Raw genomic sequence first — 16,826 nt, forward strand, 5'->3', positions numbered from 1 at the left:
CAACTTCTTATAGCGCAAACCCCGGTTTCAGCCGGGTTTACGGCAATGCGACATATACCGTCGCAAAGGCGCAGTTTAAACCGCCGGCACAGGTTATAGGCAGGCTTGTCGAGCAGTGCGGTAAATATGTACCGCACCAGCCCCGTCATCGTCTGTTTTGCTGGTGACTCATCCAAACGCTAAGGGAATAGCGCATGAGTCGACACGAAAATGATCGCCCTTCAAATGTCGGTGGCAATGAATCCGCCACGCAGCCGGACGATCACTACCATCACCTGTTCAACAATCTGCCGACCTGGGTACTGGAAGCCTCGCCCGCCACACGCGACGCCCTCAAAAACGCCTCGCCTGCCACGCCGCGCTGGCACGGCACCGCGACATCCCTGCAACACCAGTCGCTGAAAAAGCTCGGCCAGGACCACTGGACCCAGCGAAATCGCCTGGACTCGACCCTGTCCAAGCTGCAAAGCGCACGCGCCTTCGCCGAACCTATTCTGACCTCGGCGCTGAAAACCCGGTTTGATCTGGAACTGGACGTCAACACCACGTATCTGCGCCTGTACATTCCGCAAACCGTGCCCTGGTTCGGCGTCAGGACGGGCGCCGCACGCACCTGGACGGTGTCGCTGCTCGACGCCGTCCTGCATAACTTCCAGGAATCGGAAATGGCGGCTGACGCTTACGAGCCCGCGTCGACGTTCATTACCGAACCATCACCCGCAGGTCAGTTCGATACGCTGCCGGCGGTCAAACAGAAACTGACCGTTGCCGCCTTTGTGCGGCTGTGCCGGGAACTGGACATCGGCGCCCGTTACACCACCTACCTTAAAGACAATCTGGGGCTGACCAACGCGGTGGCCGGCGCGGTGTTGAAAGCGAAGGTGATCGGCTCGCACAAAACGGCACTCAAAGCCGCGCTGCAAATGGCTCATATCCGCAAGGACATTCCAGAGGACGCCTATCACTCGATCCTGCGCCTTGCAGAAGGATGTTCGGGGGCGCGTCTGCATGGCCAACCCCTGTACGGCCATGACCTGAGCATCATGTCCTCCTCCCTGACCGGCATTGTCGTTTTCGCAGCGAGCCTGGAGCGCGCACGCAACGGAACGCGGATCATCGCCTACATACCCGACGATCCCGAACATCCAGTCAAGGCATACCCGAACACCCTGGCGTTCATGGCCGATCTGACCCGCAAGCTGCGCGCCCCGGCTTACCAGACATTCTTCAGCCGTTTCGTCGAGCATCAGGAACGGGGGCACTTTTTCGCTGATCTCAACCACCGCCTCCAGCGCGTGACCTGGCATCAGCACAAGCGTGGCGACCCGCTGCCGAGCTGGCGCGAAACGCCCATCGACAGGCCAAACCTGCAGTTTTCAATGACGCCGTTCAGCGCGGACCTGTGGAATCATCTGTATCAGCGCCAACTGAACAAGATCCTCAACGATGCCAGCACGCTGGCCGTTTCCACCGCCTCCGCAAACCGAACTGCGCGCTGGGCATCGTGGGACGCCTTCAGCAAAGTGGCTTCGATACTCCTTGAAATCTCGACGTTCGTCGCGTTGCCGTTCGTCCCGCTTCTGGGCGAAGTGATGCTGGGTTACATGGCCTACCAGTTACTCGATGAAACGTTCGAAGGCATCGTAGACCTGGCCGAAGGATTGAAAACGGAGGCGCTCGGGCACCTGATAACACTCGCAGAAACAGTGGTTGAAGTGGGCACATTCGCAGTGGGAGGCGCAATCGCTGCTGGCGCCTTCAGCCGTTTGCTTTCGCGCGAAGCGGTCGCGCTGGTCGACCCGCTCAAGCCCGTCGCAACGCCAGCAGGAAAGGTCCGCTACTGGAAGCAGGATCTCATTCCTTACGAACACGCCCAGAGCCTGCCCGACGGCGCAAAACCCGATCAACTTGGTCTCTATCGCCACGGGGGCAAGACGCTGCTGCCCCTCGAAGGAAAACTGTATGCCGTGAAACCTGATGGCACCTCCGGCGCGTATCAGATCGAGCATCCGACCCGGGCCGACGCCTATCAGCCGTCTTTACTGCACAACCACCACGGCGCCTGGCACACCGAGCTGGAGCAGCCGCTGCAATGGGATCGGGAAACAGTCATGCGTCGCATCGGCCACGATGTGGAGTCGTTCAGCAACGCCGAGCGCGAACAGATCCTGCAGGTCAGCGGTTTTCACGACAACGCCGTGCGTGAGATGCATGCCGAACACTACCGCCCGCCTTCGCTGCTGACCGACACGATCAAGCGCTTCAAGATCAACCGGGACATCGACACCTTTATCGAGCAGATCGGCAGTGATCAAGCCGAGCACTACCGAAAGGCCGATGTGGCCCTGCAACATCAACTGCTGAGCGGCTACGACGGCTGGCCTGTCGACACGCCAATGCCGGCAGCGCAAGACCAAACGTCAACCTTCAGGCAACGGACCGCCGAACTTACCCGGCACTACCGCAAATCGCTGTTCGATCTGCGCTATCGAGCACTGGAAAAAACCGATGATCTGCGAGTCCAGCGACTGCTCGATGATGTGCAGGGGCTGCCCGCCGAGATCGCCAAGGAATTGGTGAGCAATGCATCCGGCACCGAGCTGAAACAACTGCACAACGGCCGCACGCCCCAGCGACTCAAGGATGCAGCGTTCAAAGCCATGGAAGCCGTGCGCGCGACCCGAGCCTGCGAAGGCTTTTATTCCGAAGCGCTGGACACCATCGACACCCACCGACTGGCCTTACAAAGCCTGAGCTTACTGCCCGATTTGCCAGCCCAGTTGCGTATCGAAGTGCGGGATTACTCGGCCGACGGCACCTTGCGCGACAGCATTGGCCAGCCCGATGCACCCATTCAAAAAATACTGATACGCGCTGAAGACGGCACGTACCAGGTTCACCAGGACACTGGTTCGACGCCGGGGAATTTCTATCAGGCCTTGTTCCGGGCGCTGCCGGAGGCGCAACGCAGCAAGCTGAACCCTTCGATCGCAGACGCCCAGTCTCTTAAACAGCGCATCGCCGAGCACGCGTTGGAGCAACCGGGTTTACGCAGGCTGTTCGCAAAAAATCCCCATCGAAAACCGCTCTATGACCCGACCACCATGCGGCTGCCCGGTGGTGCCGAGGGCTACAGTCGAATCAACAGTGAGTCACCGACGCTCAACGACCGGGTTCGCGAGGTTTACCCCAACCTGCCTCAGGAAGAAATGCAGTCCATTGTCCAGGCATTGCAACTTCATCCCGAGGGTGCTCGAGTAGAACTTTCACGTTTGAGGAGGGAGTTGGCCCGACTGCATCAGGACCTGCGCGCCTGGGTCAGCGACTCACCCACGGCTCATCCTGAAACCGGGCGCCCGCTCAGCGAGCTGGAGCAACACGCCGAGCAAAACAATCGCCGTTTGCTGGCTCAGGAAATCCAGCGCAGCTGGCGCCGACAGTCCGACCAGGATTTCGACACACCTGAAGGGGTGACCCAATATACGCTCAGGTTTGCAGAGCCAATCCTCGGCGATTTGCCGTCACTGAACGCCGACTTCAGCCATGTGTCGCTGTTGTCCCTGGAAGGCACCCGCAGCGTGCAGGGCATTCCCGAGTTTCTACAGGGTTTCAGCGGGCTGCGCCGCCTGGAGTTGCGCCGCTTTTCCCTGGCCACCCTCCCCGATCACCTCAGTCGAATGCCAGACCTTCACGCCTTGGTGTTAAGCGATTGCGGCATCACGGTCGACGCAGCCACTTGGTCGAAACTGACGTCATTGAACAAATTGGCCATGCTGGACCTGTATAAAAATCCGTTTGAAACCCTGCCACATTTCGACACGATGAGCGAACTGGCGCACCTGGACCTGAGCGATACCGGCCTGACAGGGATTCCGGCCAGCCTTCTTCAACACCCGACGCTTGAAACCCTCCTGCTGATGAACAACCGCATCAGCGAGTTGCCTGCCGGACTATTCGAAAGCTCGCTGTACGACAAGCGCGGCCTTCACCTCACCCACAACCCGCTGTCCACCCGCGCGCGGGAATTGATCAAGCAACACCACTTCGAGAACGCCTACGACATGGGTGTCTTGGCCCCCGACGCCGATGTTGATCGCGTCAAGGCGTTGTACCCCTGCATGGAAGTCGAACAGGCCAGCGAGTTTGTCTACGAATTGCCGGGAAGCCTGGAGGATGGCCGCACGTATCTGACGCGCCTTGAAGAAGAGCTCACCCGACTGAAAACTGATTTGTCCGCTTGGACGGCCAATGTTCCGGACCGGCACCCCGTGACGGGCGAACCGTTCAGTGCCGACCAGCTCGCTGCCGAGCAAGCCAACCGTGACGAGCTCAAGCAGGCGCTTGAGAAGTGCTGGCAGCGTGAATCTGAACAGGATGATTTCAACGACGCACTTGAGCCCACGTACGAACTCACGGTCCGCACGGTCATCAATGGAGAACTGCCGACCTTGAGTGCAGACTTCAGTCATGTTTCCGCGCTGGAGATCCACAGTGCCGAGGGCGCAACGCGACTCGGGCGTTTCCTCAAGTCCTTTCCCAACCTCAAAAGCCTTCAGCTGCGCGAATGCGACCTTGGCAACATTCCCGACGCGGTGTTCAACATGGGACGCCTGCACTCACTCTCACTTCCCGATTGCCGGGTCAGCCTGTCAGCAGAGACGGCCCATGCATTGGCAGAAATGGAGCAGCTTGATTACCTCGATCTGGGTTTCAACCCGCTGGGGCGCACGCCTGATCTGAGTCAGATGCCGGAACTGTCGACCGTGCTGCTCAATGACACAGGCATCACTGAAATACCCGACGGCCTGCTTCGGCTGACGGATCTGGATTGGGCCGACCTGAGCATGAATGCGATTACCGAGGTGCCCAGCGACTTGCTGGAATTACCGGTAGAGGTGGCCGAAAACATCACGTTGAGAGGCAATTCGTTTTCGCAAGAAAGCTTGGCGCGACTGACCCGTTACTTCGAACTGACCCGTGCGGATTTTGGTGTGGAGGAGGTCATCAACCAAGGTGAAATGCAGGTTTCCACCTCAGAGGGTTCCGAGATCGACGAGTAAATCAGCCGCGCTCGGACGGCACCGACGATAACTCGAACGGACTGCTGCTGCGCCGCTGGTTACGATCTTCTCGCGGCGTGGCACCGAAAAAGTTGCGGTAGGCGCTGGAGAAATGCGGTCCCGAGGAGAAGCCACACGACAGGCCGATCTGGATGATCGACTTGCTGGTTTGCATCAACATCTGCCGAGCCTTGTTCAGGCGCAATTCCAGGTAGTACTGGCTCGGCACACGATTGAGGTATTGCTTGAAGATCCGCTCAAGTTGCCGACGGGACACGCACACATGCTGGGCGATTTCGTCGGTGGTCAGCGGCTCTTCTATGTTGGCTTCCATCAGCAACACCGCTTGGGTGAGCTTCGGATGGCTGGAGCCAAGGCGGTTTTGCAACGGGATACGTTGACGCTCCCCGCCTTCGCGGATGCGCTCGACCACCAGTTCTTCGGACACTGCGCCAGCGAGTTCGGCGCCGTGATCACGAGCCAGAACCGCCAACAACAGATCGAGTACTGACAGGCCGCCGCACGCGGTCAGTCGGTCGCGATCCCAATCGAACAAGTGACTGGTGGCGATGACTTTAGGGAACCGCTCGGTGAAATCGTCCTGCCAGCGCCAGTGCACGGCAGCGCGATACCCATCAAGCAAACCCAGTTGCGCCAATGGATACACACCGGCCGACAGACCGCCAATCACGCAACCAGAGCGCACCAGTTGTTTCAACGCACTGCTGAGCGCCGGCGCAAGTGCAGTCGGCGGCTCATCGGCGAGCAGAAACAGCTTCTGGAAATTCTCGAGCTTGCCGGCCCACGGCTCACCCGGCAATTGCCAGGCGCCTTCGGTCGGCGGTTCGGCTTGCAAAAACGACAGTTCGTAAACCACGTCCGGGTGCACACGCTGAGCAACACGCAAGGCCTCCTCAGCCAGCGCAAGCGTCAGTGCTTTAGTGCTGGGCCAAATCAGGAAACCAATTCGATGGGCAGTCATGGCGGGCAATCCGAAACGAGAACAGTGTTAGAAGCCGAAAGCGGCTGCAACCAAATTAGACCATCTGGCGCGCGGTGCGCAGCATGACCTAATTTGGTGCATAACGGGAGCGATTACTTCAGGCTGCCCGAGAGGAATTGCTGCAGACGCTCGGACTGGGGATTGACCAGCACCTCACGCGGGTTGCCACTTTCTTCGACGACACCTTTGTGCAGGAACACCAACTGGTTCGACACTTCACGAGCGAAGCCCATTTCGTGCGTCACCACCACCATGGTCCGGCCTTCCTGGGCCAGGGCCTGCATGACTTTCAGCACGTCGCCGACCAGTTCCGGGTCGAGTGCCGAGGTCGGTTCGTCGAACAGCATCACCTCAGGTTCCATCGCCAGCGCACGGGCAATCGCCACACGCTGTTGTTCGCCGCCGGACATGTGGCCCGGGTAAGCGTCCTTGCGGTGACCCACGCCGACCTTGTTCAGGTAGTGCTCGGCCTTTTCGCGGGCTTCGGCCTTGGACATGCCCAGCACGTGAACCGGCGCTTCCATGATGTTTTCCAGTGCGGTCATGTGCGACCACAGGTTGAAGTGCTGGAACACCATCGACAGGCGCGAACGCATGCGTTGCAGCTGTTTAGGGTCGGCCGCCTTCAGCGCGCCGTCCTTGTTGGCGACCAGTTTCAGCTCTTCGTTGTTGAGCAGAATCTTGCCCGCGTGCGGCTGTTCCAGCAGGTTAATGCAGCGCAGGAAGGTACTTTTGCCGGAGCCACTGGAGCCGATGATGCTGATCACATCGCCAGCCGCCGCTTTCAGGGACACGCCCTTGAGCACTTCGTGACTGCCATAGCGTTTATGCAGATCTTGGACTTCAAGTTTGTACATGCGGTCGGTTCTCACAAAAACAGTCAGTCAGTCGTTGAGCAAGCGCCCGTGACGCAGCGCTTCGCGCCCCGCCACCTTGGCCAGCCAGAAACCGGGTTGGGCATAACGCAGCCGTTCAATGGCAAACAGCACCCCGGACGTACCAGCACACACCGTGCTGACCCGATCCGACAACGGATCGATCACTTCAAAAATCTCGTCACCGGCTTCGATCCACTCACCCGGTTTCCGCAGAAAACTCACCACACCAGGGTGCGGTGCAAACAGCAACTCAGTGCCTTCGAACGGCAGACCTTCGCAGGCTTCTTGCGCAGGTTTTGGCCATTCGCCGCTGATCAGGCCTTGCTCGGCAAGGAACGCCAGAATGCCTTCGGCGTGCGCCTCAGACTCAAGACGCCCGGTATCAGCCTGACCACCCAGTTCAATGGTAGCCGCCAGACACGCCAGCGGAATCTGCGCATCAGGAAACAGACGCGACAGACGCAACCACGGCAGCGAGCAGGCTTCGTCGAAGGAACTGCCGCCAGAATCTTCCGCCAGCAGACCGACCCGCACATTCAGGTGCGCGGCCAACGAACGCCACTGCGGCCAATGTTGCGGCAAGGCATACATGTGCAGTGCCGCTTCCGAGTCGCAGTGCAAATCCAGCACCACGTCAGCGGTGCAAGCGTGACTGAGCAAGATGCGCTGCATGCCTTGCAACTGACTCGCAGCCGGTGGCAATGCGGCAAGCGCATCGCTCATGGCCTGGCGGACCATCTGGACATTGGCGTGCGGATCATCACCGAGGCGCCCTTCGAGCTCTGCGGCCACTGGCGCGCTCAGCTCGACGAAATCGCGATTGAAGTTCTTGCCGCTGCCCGCCTCGAAACGCCCTTGGTGATTGCCCTGCAACAGTTGACCGAGGCCCAGTGGGTTGGCCACAGGCACCAATTCGATTACACCGTTGAGCAAGCCTTGGGCTTCGAGTTCGATCAGGCGTTTTTTCAGCTCCCAGGCCGTGCGCATTCCCGGCAGTTCATCGGCGTGCAGGCTGGCCTGGATGTAAGCCTTGCGCTCACCGCTGCCGAAGCGGAACACCGAAATCCGGCGTTCGCTGCCCAGGTGGCCCCACGGCAATACGTGATCGATGCGTTCCATATCAGTGCTTCCGCGGGGCCAGATAGCCCAGCCAGCGGCGCTCGGCCAGTTTGAACAGTTTCACCAGAATGAAGGTCAGGCACAGGTAGAACACGCCGGCGGTAATGTAGGCTTCGAACGGCAGGTAGAACTGGGCGTTGACTGTGCGCGCGGCACCGGTGATGTCGATCAGCGTCACGATGGACGCCAGACTGGTGGTCTGCAGCATCATGATCACTTCGTTGCTGTACTGCGGCAGCGCCCGGCGCAAGGCCGATGGCAACAGGATGCGCTTGTACATCTTGTAGCGCGACATGCCCATCGCCTTGGCGGCTTCGATCTCGCCGTTCGGCGTCGCCCGCAGGCTGCCGGCGATGATTTCAGCGGTGTAGGCGCTGGTGTTGATCGCGAAGGCCAGGCACGCACAGAACGTTGCGCTGGACAGCCACGGCCAAAGGAAGCTTTCACGTACCGCTTCGAATTGCGCCAACCCGTAGTAGATCAAGAACAGCTGCACCAGCATCGGCGTGCCGCGGATCACGTAGGTGTAGAGCCAGGCGCTCATGTTGACCGCCGCGTTCTTCGAAACGCGCATCAAGCCCAACGGCAAGGCGCACAGCAAGCCGAAAAACAGCGACAGCGCGAGCAATTTGAGGGTAGTCACCAAGCCGCCGAGGTACAGCGGCAAGGCCTCCCAAATGACGTTGTAGTCGAAGATCATAGATCAGCCGCCCTTACGCCTACCGAGTAGCGCTTCTCAAGGTGACGCAATGCCAACAACGAGACACTGGTAATCACCAGGTACATCGCCGCCACTGCGAGGAAGAAGGTGAAAGGCTCGCGTGTGGCATCTGCCGCCTGCTTGGCCTTGAACATCATGTCTTGCAGGCCCACCACCGAAATCAGCGCGGTCGCCTTGGTCAGTACCAGCCAGTTGTTGGTGAAACCCGGAATCGCCAGACGGATCATCTGCGGCACCAATACCCGGAAGAACACCTGAAAACTACTCATGCCGTACGCCATGCCGGCTTCTGCCTGACCTTTGGGGATCGCCATGAAGGCGCCGCGGAAGGTTTCCGACAGGTACGCACCGAAGATGAAACCGAGGGTGCCGATACCGGCGGCCAACGGGTTCAGGTCGATGTAATCGTTAAAGCCCAGCAGCGGCGCGACGCGGTTGAGCAGGTCCTGGCCGCCGTAGAAAATCAGCAGGATCAGCACCAGGTCGGGAATACCGCGGATCACCGTGGAATACAGATCGCCCAGCCAGGCCAGCCACCGAATGGGCGACAGACGCAGCGCAACGCCGATCAGCCCCAGTACGATGGCCAGGACCATGGACGACAAGGCGAGCTGAAGCGTCAGCCATGCGCCATCGAGGATGACAGCCCCGTAGCCTTTCAACATGATTCAGGTCCTCGAAAGTTAGGATGAAAAAATGGCGCAAACCTCAGTGATCCTGTTGCTTGCGCCATTTCGGACTTGTCGCCGTAGCGTGTTACTTGCCGTAGATATCGAAGGCGAAGTACTTGTCCTGGATTTGCTTGTACTTGCCGTTCTCACGAATGGCGGCGATGGCGGCGTTGAGCTTCTCGAGATCAGCCGTGTCACCCTTGCGAACAGCAATACCCACGCCGTCGCCGAAGTATTTGACGTCGGTGAACGCCGGGCCAACGAAGGCGAAACCTTTGCCAGCGTCGGTTTTCAGGAAACCGTCATCCAGCAGCGTAGCGTCTGCCACGGTACCGTCGAGGCGGCCGGCGGCCACGTCGAGGTAAATTTCGTTCTGCGAACCGTACGGCTTGATCTCGGCACCCAGCGGGGCCAGGACTTCGCGGGCGAAACGCTCGTGGATCGAACCACGCTGCACGCCGATGTTCTTGCCCTTGAGTTCAGTCAGGCCTTCGCTGACTTGAGTGCCCGCCTTCATGACCAGGCGAGCCGGGGTGTTGTAGTACTTGTTGGTGAAGTCGACAGACTTCTTGCGGTCTTCAGTGATCGACATGGACGACAGGATCGCGTCGATCTTGCGCACTTTGAGTGCCGGGATCAGACCGTCGAACTCTTGCTCAACCCAGACGCACTTGACCTTCATTTGTTCGCACAGTGCGTTGCCGATGTCGTAGTCGAAACCAACGATGCTGCCGTCCGGCGCTTTGGAAGCGAACGGAGGGTAAGCCGCTTCGATGCCGATTTTCAGAGGCTTTTCATCGGCGAAGGTTGGCAGCGACAGCACGGACAGTGCCAGGGCGCCAAGCAGCACGAGTTTCTTCATCTTGGGACTCCATCGGTAATGGGCAAAAACGGCAGAGTGAGCAACAGCCCAATATGCGAGTGAGTACAACCACAAAGCGATTGCTGCGTCCTGGGAATCGCGTGTTGTTTTCAACACGGCCACCGACGAGCGAGTGATCGGCATTCTAACGACAGGCCCGAAGCCGATATTTCTTCAATGCGACAACAAATTACAGATGCACCGAGAAAGCCGCCTGAGCGCGTTGACAGCCCTGCAAAATCATGCGAGAGCAAAAGACAGTGAACCGATCAATGCTGCAAATTGCGGGCCTATTATTGGCAAACCCTTCTAATCCGGCAAGCTTGGCGTTATCGCTTATTTATTCGGGGTGCGGAAGTGGCGCGAAAATGGGGTTTGGCGTTTCCCAACGCCCCGGATGGGCGCGGGCGGTTACACATTTAGTTACTTGAAGGGGGATGGGTAACAGTGGGAAAGGGCCTACAGCTGAAGCCGATAATTATTGGCTGTGGTTTACGCGGCGTCTGATCCGCTTCTTCGCGGGCAAGCCCGCTCCCACAGGGACCTTCAGCGGACACAGATTTTGTGAACAACAGAGAACCAATGTGGGAGCGGGCTTGCCCGCGAAGGGGCCGAAACTGCCAACATAAAACCCCAGGCAATAAAAAACCCCACCAGGCTCAACACCCGGCAGGGTTTCAATGACGCAAGACCCGCTACTTAAGCAACATTCATGGTCTTGTGCGTATCAATCAAATGCTGCACCACCCCCGGATCCGCCAGGGTCGAAATATCTCCCAGCCCATCGTATTCAGCCGTGGCAATCTTGCGCAGAATCCGGCGCATGATCTTGCCCGAACGGGTCTTCGGCAGCCCCGGCGCCCACTGAATCACATCCGGCGAAGCAATCGGACCAATCTCCTTGCGCACCCAGTTTTTCAGTTCCAGACGCAACTGCTCAGTCGGCTCTTCGCCATTTTTCAGGGTGACGTAGACATAAATGCCCTGCCCCTTGATGTCATGCGGCACGCCGACCACCGCCGCTTCAGCGACTTTCGGGTGCGCAACCATCGCGCTTTCAATTTCGGCGGTACCCATACGGTGGCCGGACACGTTGAGCACATCATCCACGCGACCGGTGATCCAGTAGTAACCATCCGCATCACGACGCGCACCGTCACCAGTGAAATACATGCCGCGGAAGGTCTTGAAGTAGGTATCGACGAAACGGTCATGATCGCCGTACAGCGTACGAGCCTGACCCGGCCACGAATCGAGAATCACCAGGTTACCCTCGGCAACGCCCTCGATGATGTTACCGAGGTTGTCCACCAGCGCCGGCACCACACCAAAGAACGGACGTGCGGCCGAACCCGGCTTGAGCGCGTGAGCACCCGGCAGCGGGCTCATCATGTTGCCGCCGGTTTCGGTCTGCCACCAGGTATCAACGATCGGGCAACGGGACTTGCCGACATTCTTGTAGTACCAATCCCAGGCTTCCGGGTTGATCGGTTCACCGACCGAACCCAACAGACGCAGGCTGCTGCCGTCAGCGCCTTCAACCGCCGCCGTGCCCGACGCCATCATCGCGCGGATCGCGGTCGGTGCGGTGTAGAGAATGTTGACCTTGTGCTTGTCGACGATCTTCGCCACCCGGGTGATGTCCGGGTAGTTCGGCACACCTTCGAACAACAGCGTGGTCGCGCCATTGGCCAGCGGGCCGTAGACGATGTAACTGTGGCCAGTGACCCAGCCGACGTCAGCGGTGCACCAGTAGATTTCGCCCGGACGGTAGTCGAACACGCGCTCGTGGGTCATCGCCGCATAGAGCAGGTAACCGCCGGTGGTGTGCTGCACGCCCTTCGGCTTGCCGGTCGAACCGGAGGTGTAAAGGATGAACAGCGCTTCTTCCGCGCCCATCTCTTTCGGCGCGCAGACACTGCCCGCCACTTTCATCAGGTCTTCAAACCAGATGTCGCGATGCTGGTTCCATTTGATATCGCCACCGGTGCGCTTGCACACGATGACTTTCTGGATGCTGCTGGTTTCCGGGTTGGTCAGCGCATCGTCAACGTTGGTCTTGAGCGGGATTTTCTTGCCGGCACGGATGCCTTCGTCAGCAGTGATCACCACTTTGGATTTGCAGTCGATGATGCGACCGGCCAGGGCTTCCGGCGAGAAACCGCCGAACACCACCGAGTGAATCGCGCCGATCCGGGTGCAGGCCAGCATGGCGACCACGGCTTCGGGAATCATCGGCATATAGATAGTCACCACGTCGCCGCGGTGCACATCCTGGCCGCGCAAGGCGTTGGCGAATTTGCAGACTTGTTCGTGCAGCTCGCGGTAGGTGATGTTGCGACTTTCGGAAGGGTCATCCCCTTCCCAGATGATCGCGATTTGATCGCCGCGCTCGGCCAGATGACGGTCGAGGCAGTTGTAGGAAACGTTCAGGGTGCCGTCGGCGAACCATTTGATGTCGACATGGTGATCGTCGAAAGACGTCTGTTTCACCGTGGTGAAAGGCTTGATCCAGTCGAGGCGCTTGGCTTGCTCGCGCCAGAAGCCGTCCGGGTTGACGACCGACTGCTGGTACATGGCCTTGTAGGTCGCCTCGTCAGTCAGCGTGTTAGCCAGGACCTCGGGACGAACGGGATACAGGGAAGCCGCACTCATCTTTCTTACCTCGGTGGAATAGTTGTTTTTGTATGGCCCCAGTTGTAGCCGGGCCGGGCCTATAGAACCATTCGACGATGGTAGTAACAAGCCCCTACAAAATGTCGTGAAATGCCTGTGAGGCTTAGATGGCAAGGCTTACGGTGTCATACGAGGGACGCCCCGTCTGACTGCAAATGGAGTAGAACCCCCCTGTTTCCGTGGATTGTTACGAAATCTGTCAAAAGTGTTTATCAAATACACGGCTATATGATTGAAAACCCCACGCCTAAAATCTGCCACGCCAACAAGGCAATCTGATTAACCGAGTTGCAGCCCCCACGAAGGCAGTTAATCAAACACTCCGGTAACGAGCTCCACACGCAACCCCACAAAGGTTGCGTGACCCCATTCGACCTCTAAAAGGTAAATTTGAAATGAAAGCTTTATTAGTTCTGGCCCTCAGCAGCCTGTGCGCAACCGCCATGGCAGACGAGGTCCCGACTGATGTCGCACAGCAACAACCGGCAGTTGAGGAATACACTTACTCCACTCACCTGGACATCGCCAAAGTTGTTTCCATGAGCGAAGTACCTGATGTTTGTGGCGTTGTCCCGATGAAAATGGAATACGAAGACTCCAAGGGCCAACGCCATATTCTTAGCTACACCATGATGGGTAACGGCTGCTCTAACGGCTGATCATTCGCCCGCCTCTTAATGGTTCGACCCATCCGCCTCGCTCCTTCAAGGCTGATGTAGCGCCCCACCCAATACATCTATTTATACGATTGTTTTAAGCGCTTATCTGCGCTTTTAAATCAAATTAGTTGGCGTAGCATTCGTTTCATAGCCAAGACACACAACGCTAACGAACCTGGAGCACTGCCATGAAAACCAAACTGATCCTCGCCCTGACCCTTTCTGTCCTGGCTGCCAACACTTTCGCTGCTGACGGTTACGACCGCACTGGCTCGGCAGTCCACGCCACACAAACGGCTATTGCTTCGGATGGATACGACCACACCGGTTCGGCTTCCTTTGCCGCCGATGGTGCCGATCACATCGGTGCAGGCAAGCTGGCCGCGGATGGCTTTGATCACACAGGCGCTGCCAAAGTCGCTGCTGATGGCTTCGATCGCACCGGTTCGGCCAAAGTCGCCGCCGATGGCGCCGATCACGTCGGTGCAGCACGCCTGAGCTGATCATCGAGCCTGACTTCATAGCCCGGCTTCGGTCGGGCTTAGTTGTGTCTCTAACCACCGAAAACCGATTCAAAACACAACATGTAGTGAAAAACCGCTTTTTTTGGCTGTTTTTTGAACAAAAAAGTAGCACGTCAAAATTTATGAAAAAAAATCTTAAGCCGCGATCTCCAGCCAAAGCCCTATAAACCCTCGCTCCAACCGAAAAACCAGCCTTCTCGTCCGCTCCATGCGCGGATTCGCCCCACCACGGCCGCAAAAATTTCCCTATAATGCCGGCTTAAACGGGCCTGCAATATTCCCTTACAGGGATAACAGCCAGTCTGAAGCCCACGCCGACGTCCTCACCGATTTCTGCGCCCCTCAGAGGCTCTCGGAACCCCGTAAAAATTTATGTTTATTTGCCTGCGTGTACCGCTGCAAAAAACGCTATCCAACGCGGCCAGTACGGCCGTGTGAAAAACAACCAATCAGTTTTCACACGGGCATCTGGCCCTCACGCAGGAGACGACACGTCATGCTGAGCTGGGACGAATTCGACAAAGAAGACAGCGGCGAAGCCGTGGTAAAAGGCGCTAACGCCGGCCACGCGACCGAAGCCAACATGGACCGACTCGACACCGCTGGTGGTGTCGCCGCTCAAGAAGCTCGCGCCGTTACCGCGAACGACTCTGCCGCAATCGCCCGTGCCAAAGCTGCCCTGGACACCCTCGACGTCGCCGAAGGCCTCGCCGAACTCGAAGGCGCCTCCGCCCGCGTCGCTGTCGACGAAAAGCGCATGATCAACTGCCGCGCCGACCTCAACCAACTTGTACCGTTCAAGTACGACTGGGCCTGGCAGAAGTATCTGGACGGTTGCGCAAACCACTGGATGCCGCAAGAAGTCAACATGACCGCCGACATCGCCCTCTGGAAAGACCCGGAAGGCCTGACCGACGACGAGCGCCGCATCGTGATGCGCAACCTCGGCTTCTTCTCCACCGCCGACTCCCTGGTTGCCAACAACCTGGTCCTGGCCGTGTACCGCCTGATCACCAACCCGGAATGCCGCCAGTACATCCTGCGCCAGGCCTTCGAAGAGGCGATCCACACCCACGCCTACCAGTACTGCATCGAATCGCTGGCCATGGATGAAGGCGAGATCTTCAACATGTACCACGAGATCCCATCGGTCGCGAAAAAAGCCACCTGGGGCCTCAAATACACCCGTTCGATCTCCGATCCGAAGTTCGAAACCGGCACCGTCGAAACCGACAAAGAACTGCTGCGCAACCTGATCGCCTACTACTGCGTTCTGGAAGGCATCTTCTTCTACTGCGGCTTCACCCAGATCCTCTCCATGGGCCGTCGCAACAAAATGACCGGCGTCGCCGAGCAGTTCCAGTACATCCTGCGCGACGAATCCATGCACCTGAACTTCGGCATCGACGTGATCAACCAGATCAAAATCGAAAACCCGCACTTGTGGGATGCCGAGATGAAGGAAGAGGCTTCGCAGATGATTCTGCAGGGCACTCAGCTGGAGATCGAATACGCGCGGGATACCATGCCTCGTGGCGTGCTGGGCATGAACGCGGCGATGATGGAGGACTACCTGAAGTTCATCGCTAACCGTCGTTTGTCGCAGATTGGGTTGAAGGAAGAGTATCCGGGGACGACTAACCCGTTCCCTTGGATGAGCGAGATTATGGACTTGAAGAAAGAGAAGAATTTCTTTGAGACTCGCGTGATCGAATACCAAACTGGTGGTGCGCTTAGCTGGGATTGATTTCCGAGCTCGCCGCGATTTGACGATTGCCGTCTGAATCGACAAATCTGAAAAGCAAGAGCCCCGATCTGTTCGGGGCTTTTTTTATGAGCTATGGGTAGTCCTTTTACTCCCCTACGTCATAGCGCTAAATCTCCTACAGCACTTACAGCCGTATCCGCATTGATGCCCGCTCAAAGCACCTCTAAGCTCCATTGCAGGTGCCTAAGAAACGCCCAACGTAGAAGCTTGGTCAATAACACAGACGCACAATCCTCCTTTGGATGATGTGTTGCTCGAATGTGATGGCTTTGCTCGTTGGGATTCCTTAAATCCACTCTACGTTGGGGTCAAGCCCTCCAAAATCTAAACGTAGAGGTCATGGATATGTCCCATTCTTTTTCTATAACAGTCTTCTCTCGTCACAACCTCGCCCTACATGCCCTTCTACTCGAAAACCAGGCTTGGTTTTGCGCTCGCGATATCGGTCGCTTGATGGGTATCCATCTGAGCGAACGCATGGTCAACAAACTCGACAAAGATCAGCGTCACGTTTTGTGGATTGAGTATTTCCGGCAACCTGACAAACAACTGATGCTCAGCGAATCCGGCGTGTATGCACTGCTGGTATATCACTACGTTCCGGGGAATCGATTGTTGCGTGAGTGGTTGACTCATCAGGTGGTGCCAGCCTTGCGCGACGCAGAACATTCGGGACATTCAGATCGACCCATGCTGAGTTTGTTGGATTGGCCGGAAATGTCGCTGAGCTTGCTGCACTGGCAGGATGAAGGATGGATTCGGCTTCGGGATATGCCTTACCTGTTGAACGATCAGACCCAACGGCGGGCTAAGGTGGCGAAGTCTTGGTGGCGGAAGGTTGCGCAAGTGTTTCATCCTTCAAAGCACTCGATGGGTTAGAGATGT

Annotated in this window: 12 protein-coding genes; 5 read left to right on the top strand and 7 right to left on the bottom strand. The window is 57.9% G+C overall.

Going from position 1 to position 16,826, the window contains the following annotated elements:
* Window positions 1-194: 194 nt before the first annotated feature.
* Window positions 195-5,060 carry a dermonecrotic toxin domain-containing protein gene (locus tag NL116_RS23330; protein ID WP_494374218.1) on the top strand — a complete coding sequence of 1,622 codons (4,866 nt, stop codon included), beginning with the start codon at window positions 195-197 and terminating at the stop codon, window positions 5,058-5,060.
* A 1-nt stretch (window position 5,061) separates the two neighbouring features.
* Here the strand turns inward: NL116_RS23330 and argR are convergent, their stop codons facing one another.
* The 7 genes from argR to acs form a co-directional block, all read right to left on the bottom strand.
* A complete protein-coding gene (argR, locus tag NL116_RS23335; protein WP_494374219.1) occupies window positions 5,062-6,042 on the bottom strand; it encodes a transcriptional regulator ArgR in 981 nt (326 codons plus the stop codon).
* 113 nt (window positions 6,043-6,155) lie between these two features.
* Entirely contained in the window at window positions 6,156-6,920 is a 765-nt protein-coding gene (locus NL116_RS23340; RefSeq protein ID WP_007943885.1) for an ABC transporter ATP-binding protein, read from the bottom strand.
* 27 nt (window positions 6,921-6,947) lie between these two features.
* Window positions 6,948-8,060 (bottom strand): M14 family metallopeptidase, encoded by a 1,113-nt coding sequence (locus NL116_RS23345; RefSeq protein ID WP_494374220.1) that lies wholly within the window; start codon window positions 8,058-8,060, stop codon window positions 6,948-6,950.
* Window position 8,061: 1 nt separating this feature from the next.
* Window positions 8,062-8,760: an ABC transporter permease gene (locus NL116_RS23350; protein ID WP_140667450.1), complete on the bottom strand. Its 699-nt coding sequence runs from the start codon at window positions 8,758-8,760 to the stop codon at window positions 8,062-8,064.
* Entirely contained in the window at window positions 8,757-9,446 is a 690-nt protein-coding gene (locus NL116_RS23355) for an ABC transporter permease (RefSeq protein WP_027923922.1), read from the bottom strand. Before NL116_RS23355 ends, NL116_RS23350 begins: the two co-directional genes overlap by 4 nt.
* A gap of 91 nt (window positions 9,447-9,537) precedes the next feature.
* Entirely contained in the window at window positions 9,538-10,314 is a 777-nt protein-coding gene (locus NL116_RS23360) for an ABC transporter substrate-binding protein (protein WP_494374221.1), read from the bottom strand.
* 699 nt (window positions 10,315-11,013) lie between these two features.
* On the bottom strand, window positions 11,014-12,969 hold the full coding sequence (acs, locus tag NL116_RS23365) for an acetate--CoA ligase (RefSeq protein ID WP_494374222.1): 1,956 nt from the start codon (window positions 12,967-12,969) through the stop codon (window positions 11,014-11,016).
* 416 nt (window positions 12,970-13,385) lie between these two features.
* Here acs and NL116_RS23370 point away from each other — a divergent pair, with 416 nt between their 5' ends.
* From NL116_RS23370 to NL116_RS23385, 4 genes are all read left to right on the top strand, one after another.
* Window positions 13,386-13,649, top strand: coding sequence for a DUF2790 domain-containing protein (locus NL116_RS23370; RefSeq protein ID WP_494374223.1), 264 nt, complete (start codon window positions 13,386-13,388; stop codon window positions 13,647-13,649).
* Between the two features lie 188 nt (window positions 13,650-13,837).
* Entirely contained in the window at window positions 13,838-14,152 is a 315-nt protein-coding gene (locus NL116_RS23375) for a hypothetical protein (protein WP_494374224.1), read from the top strand.
* Between the two features lie 517 nt (window positions 14,153-14,669).
* The gene (locus tag NL116_RS23380; protein WP_007943877.1) at window positions 14,670-15,920 is read left to right on the top strand and encodes a ribonucleotide-diphosphate reductase subunit beta; all 1,251 of its coding nucleotides are present in this window, start codon (window positions 14,670-14,672) and stop codon (window positions 15,918-15,920) included.
* 366 nt (window positions 15,921-16,286) lie between these two features.
* Entirely contained in the window at window positions 16,287-16,820 is a 534-nt protein-coding gene (locus NL116_RS23385) for a BRO-N domain-containing protein (RefSeq protein WP_494378121.1), read from the top strand.
* Window positions 16,821-16,826: the final 6 nt, after the last annotated feature.

This window comes from Pseudomonas sp. FBCC-B1667 (assembly GCF_059133255.1).

Bases quoted from the DNA above. Each gene is read 5' to 3' on its own strand.
- acs (WP_494374222.1), bottom strand. From the start codon at position 12,969: ATGAGTGCGGCTTCCCTGTATCCCGTTCGTCCCGAGGTCCTGGCTAAC.
- NL116_RS23345 (WP_494374220.1), bottom strand. From the start codon at position 8,060: ATGGAACGCATCGATCACGTATTGCCGTGGGGCCACCTGGGCAGCGAA.
- argR (WP_494374219.1), bottom strand. From the start codon at position 6,042: ATGACTGCCCATCGAATTGGTTTCCTGATTTGGCCCAGCACTAAAGCA.
- NL116_RS23380 (WP_007943877.1), top strand. From the start codon at position 14,670: ATGCTGAGCTGGGACGAATTCGACAAAGAAGACAGCGGCGAAGCCGTG.
- NL116_RS23340 (WP_007943885.1), bottom strand. From the start codon at position 6,920: ATGTACAAACTTGAAGTCCAAGATCTGCATAAACGCTATGGCAGTCAC.
- NL116_RS23370 (WP_494374223.1), top strand. From the start codon at position 13,386: ATGAAAGCTTTATTAGTTCTGGCCCTCAGCAGCCTGTGCGCAACCGCC.
- NL116_RS23375 (WP_494374224.1), top strand. From the start codon at position 13,838: ATGAAAACCAAACTGATCCTCGCCCTGACCCTTTCTGTCCTGGCTGCC.
- NL116_RS23385 (WP_494378121.1), top strand. From the start codon at position 16,287: ATGTCCCATTCTTTTTCTATAACAGTCTTCTCTCGTCACAACCTCGCC.
- NL116_RS23330 (WP_494374218.1), top strand. From the start codon at position 195: ATGAGTCGACACGAAAATGATCGCCCTTCAAATGTCGGTGGCAATGAA.
- NL116_RS23360 (WP_494374221.1), bottom strand. From the start codon at position 10,314: ATGAAGAAACTCGTGCTGCTTGGCGCCCTGGCACTGTCCGTGCTGTCG.
- NL116_RS23355 (WP_027923922.1), bottom strand. From the start codon at position 9,446: ATGTTGAAAGGCTACGGGGCTGTCATCCTCGATGGCGCATGGCTGACG.
- NL116_RS23350 (WP_140667450.1), bottom strand. From the start codon at position 8,760: ATGATCTTCGACTACAACGTCATTTGGGAGGCCTTGCCGCTGTACCTC.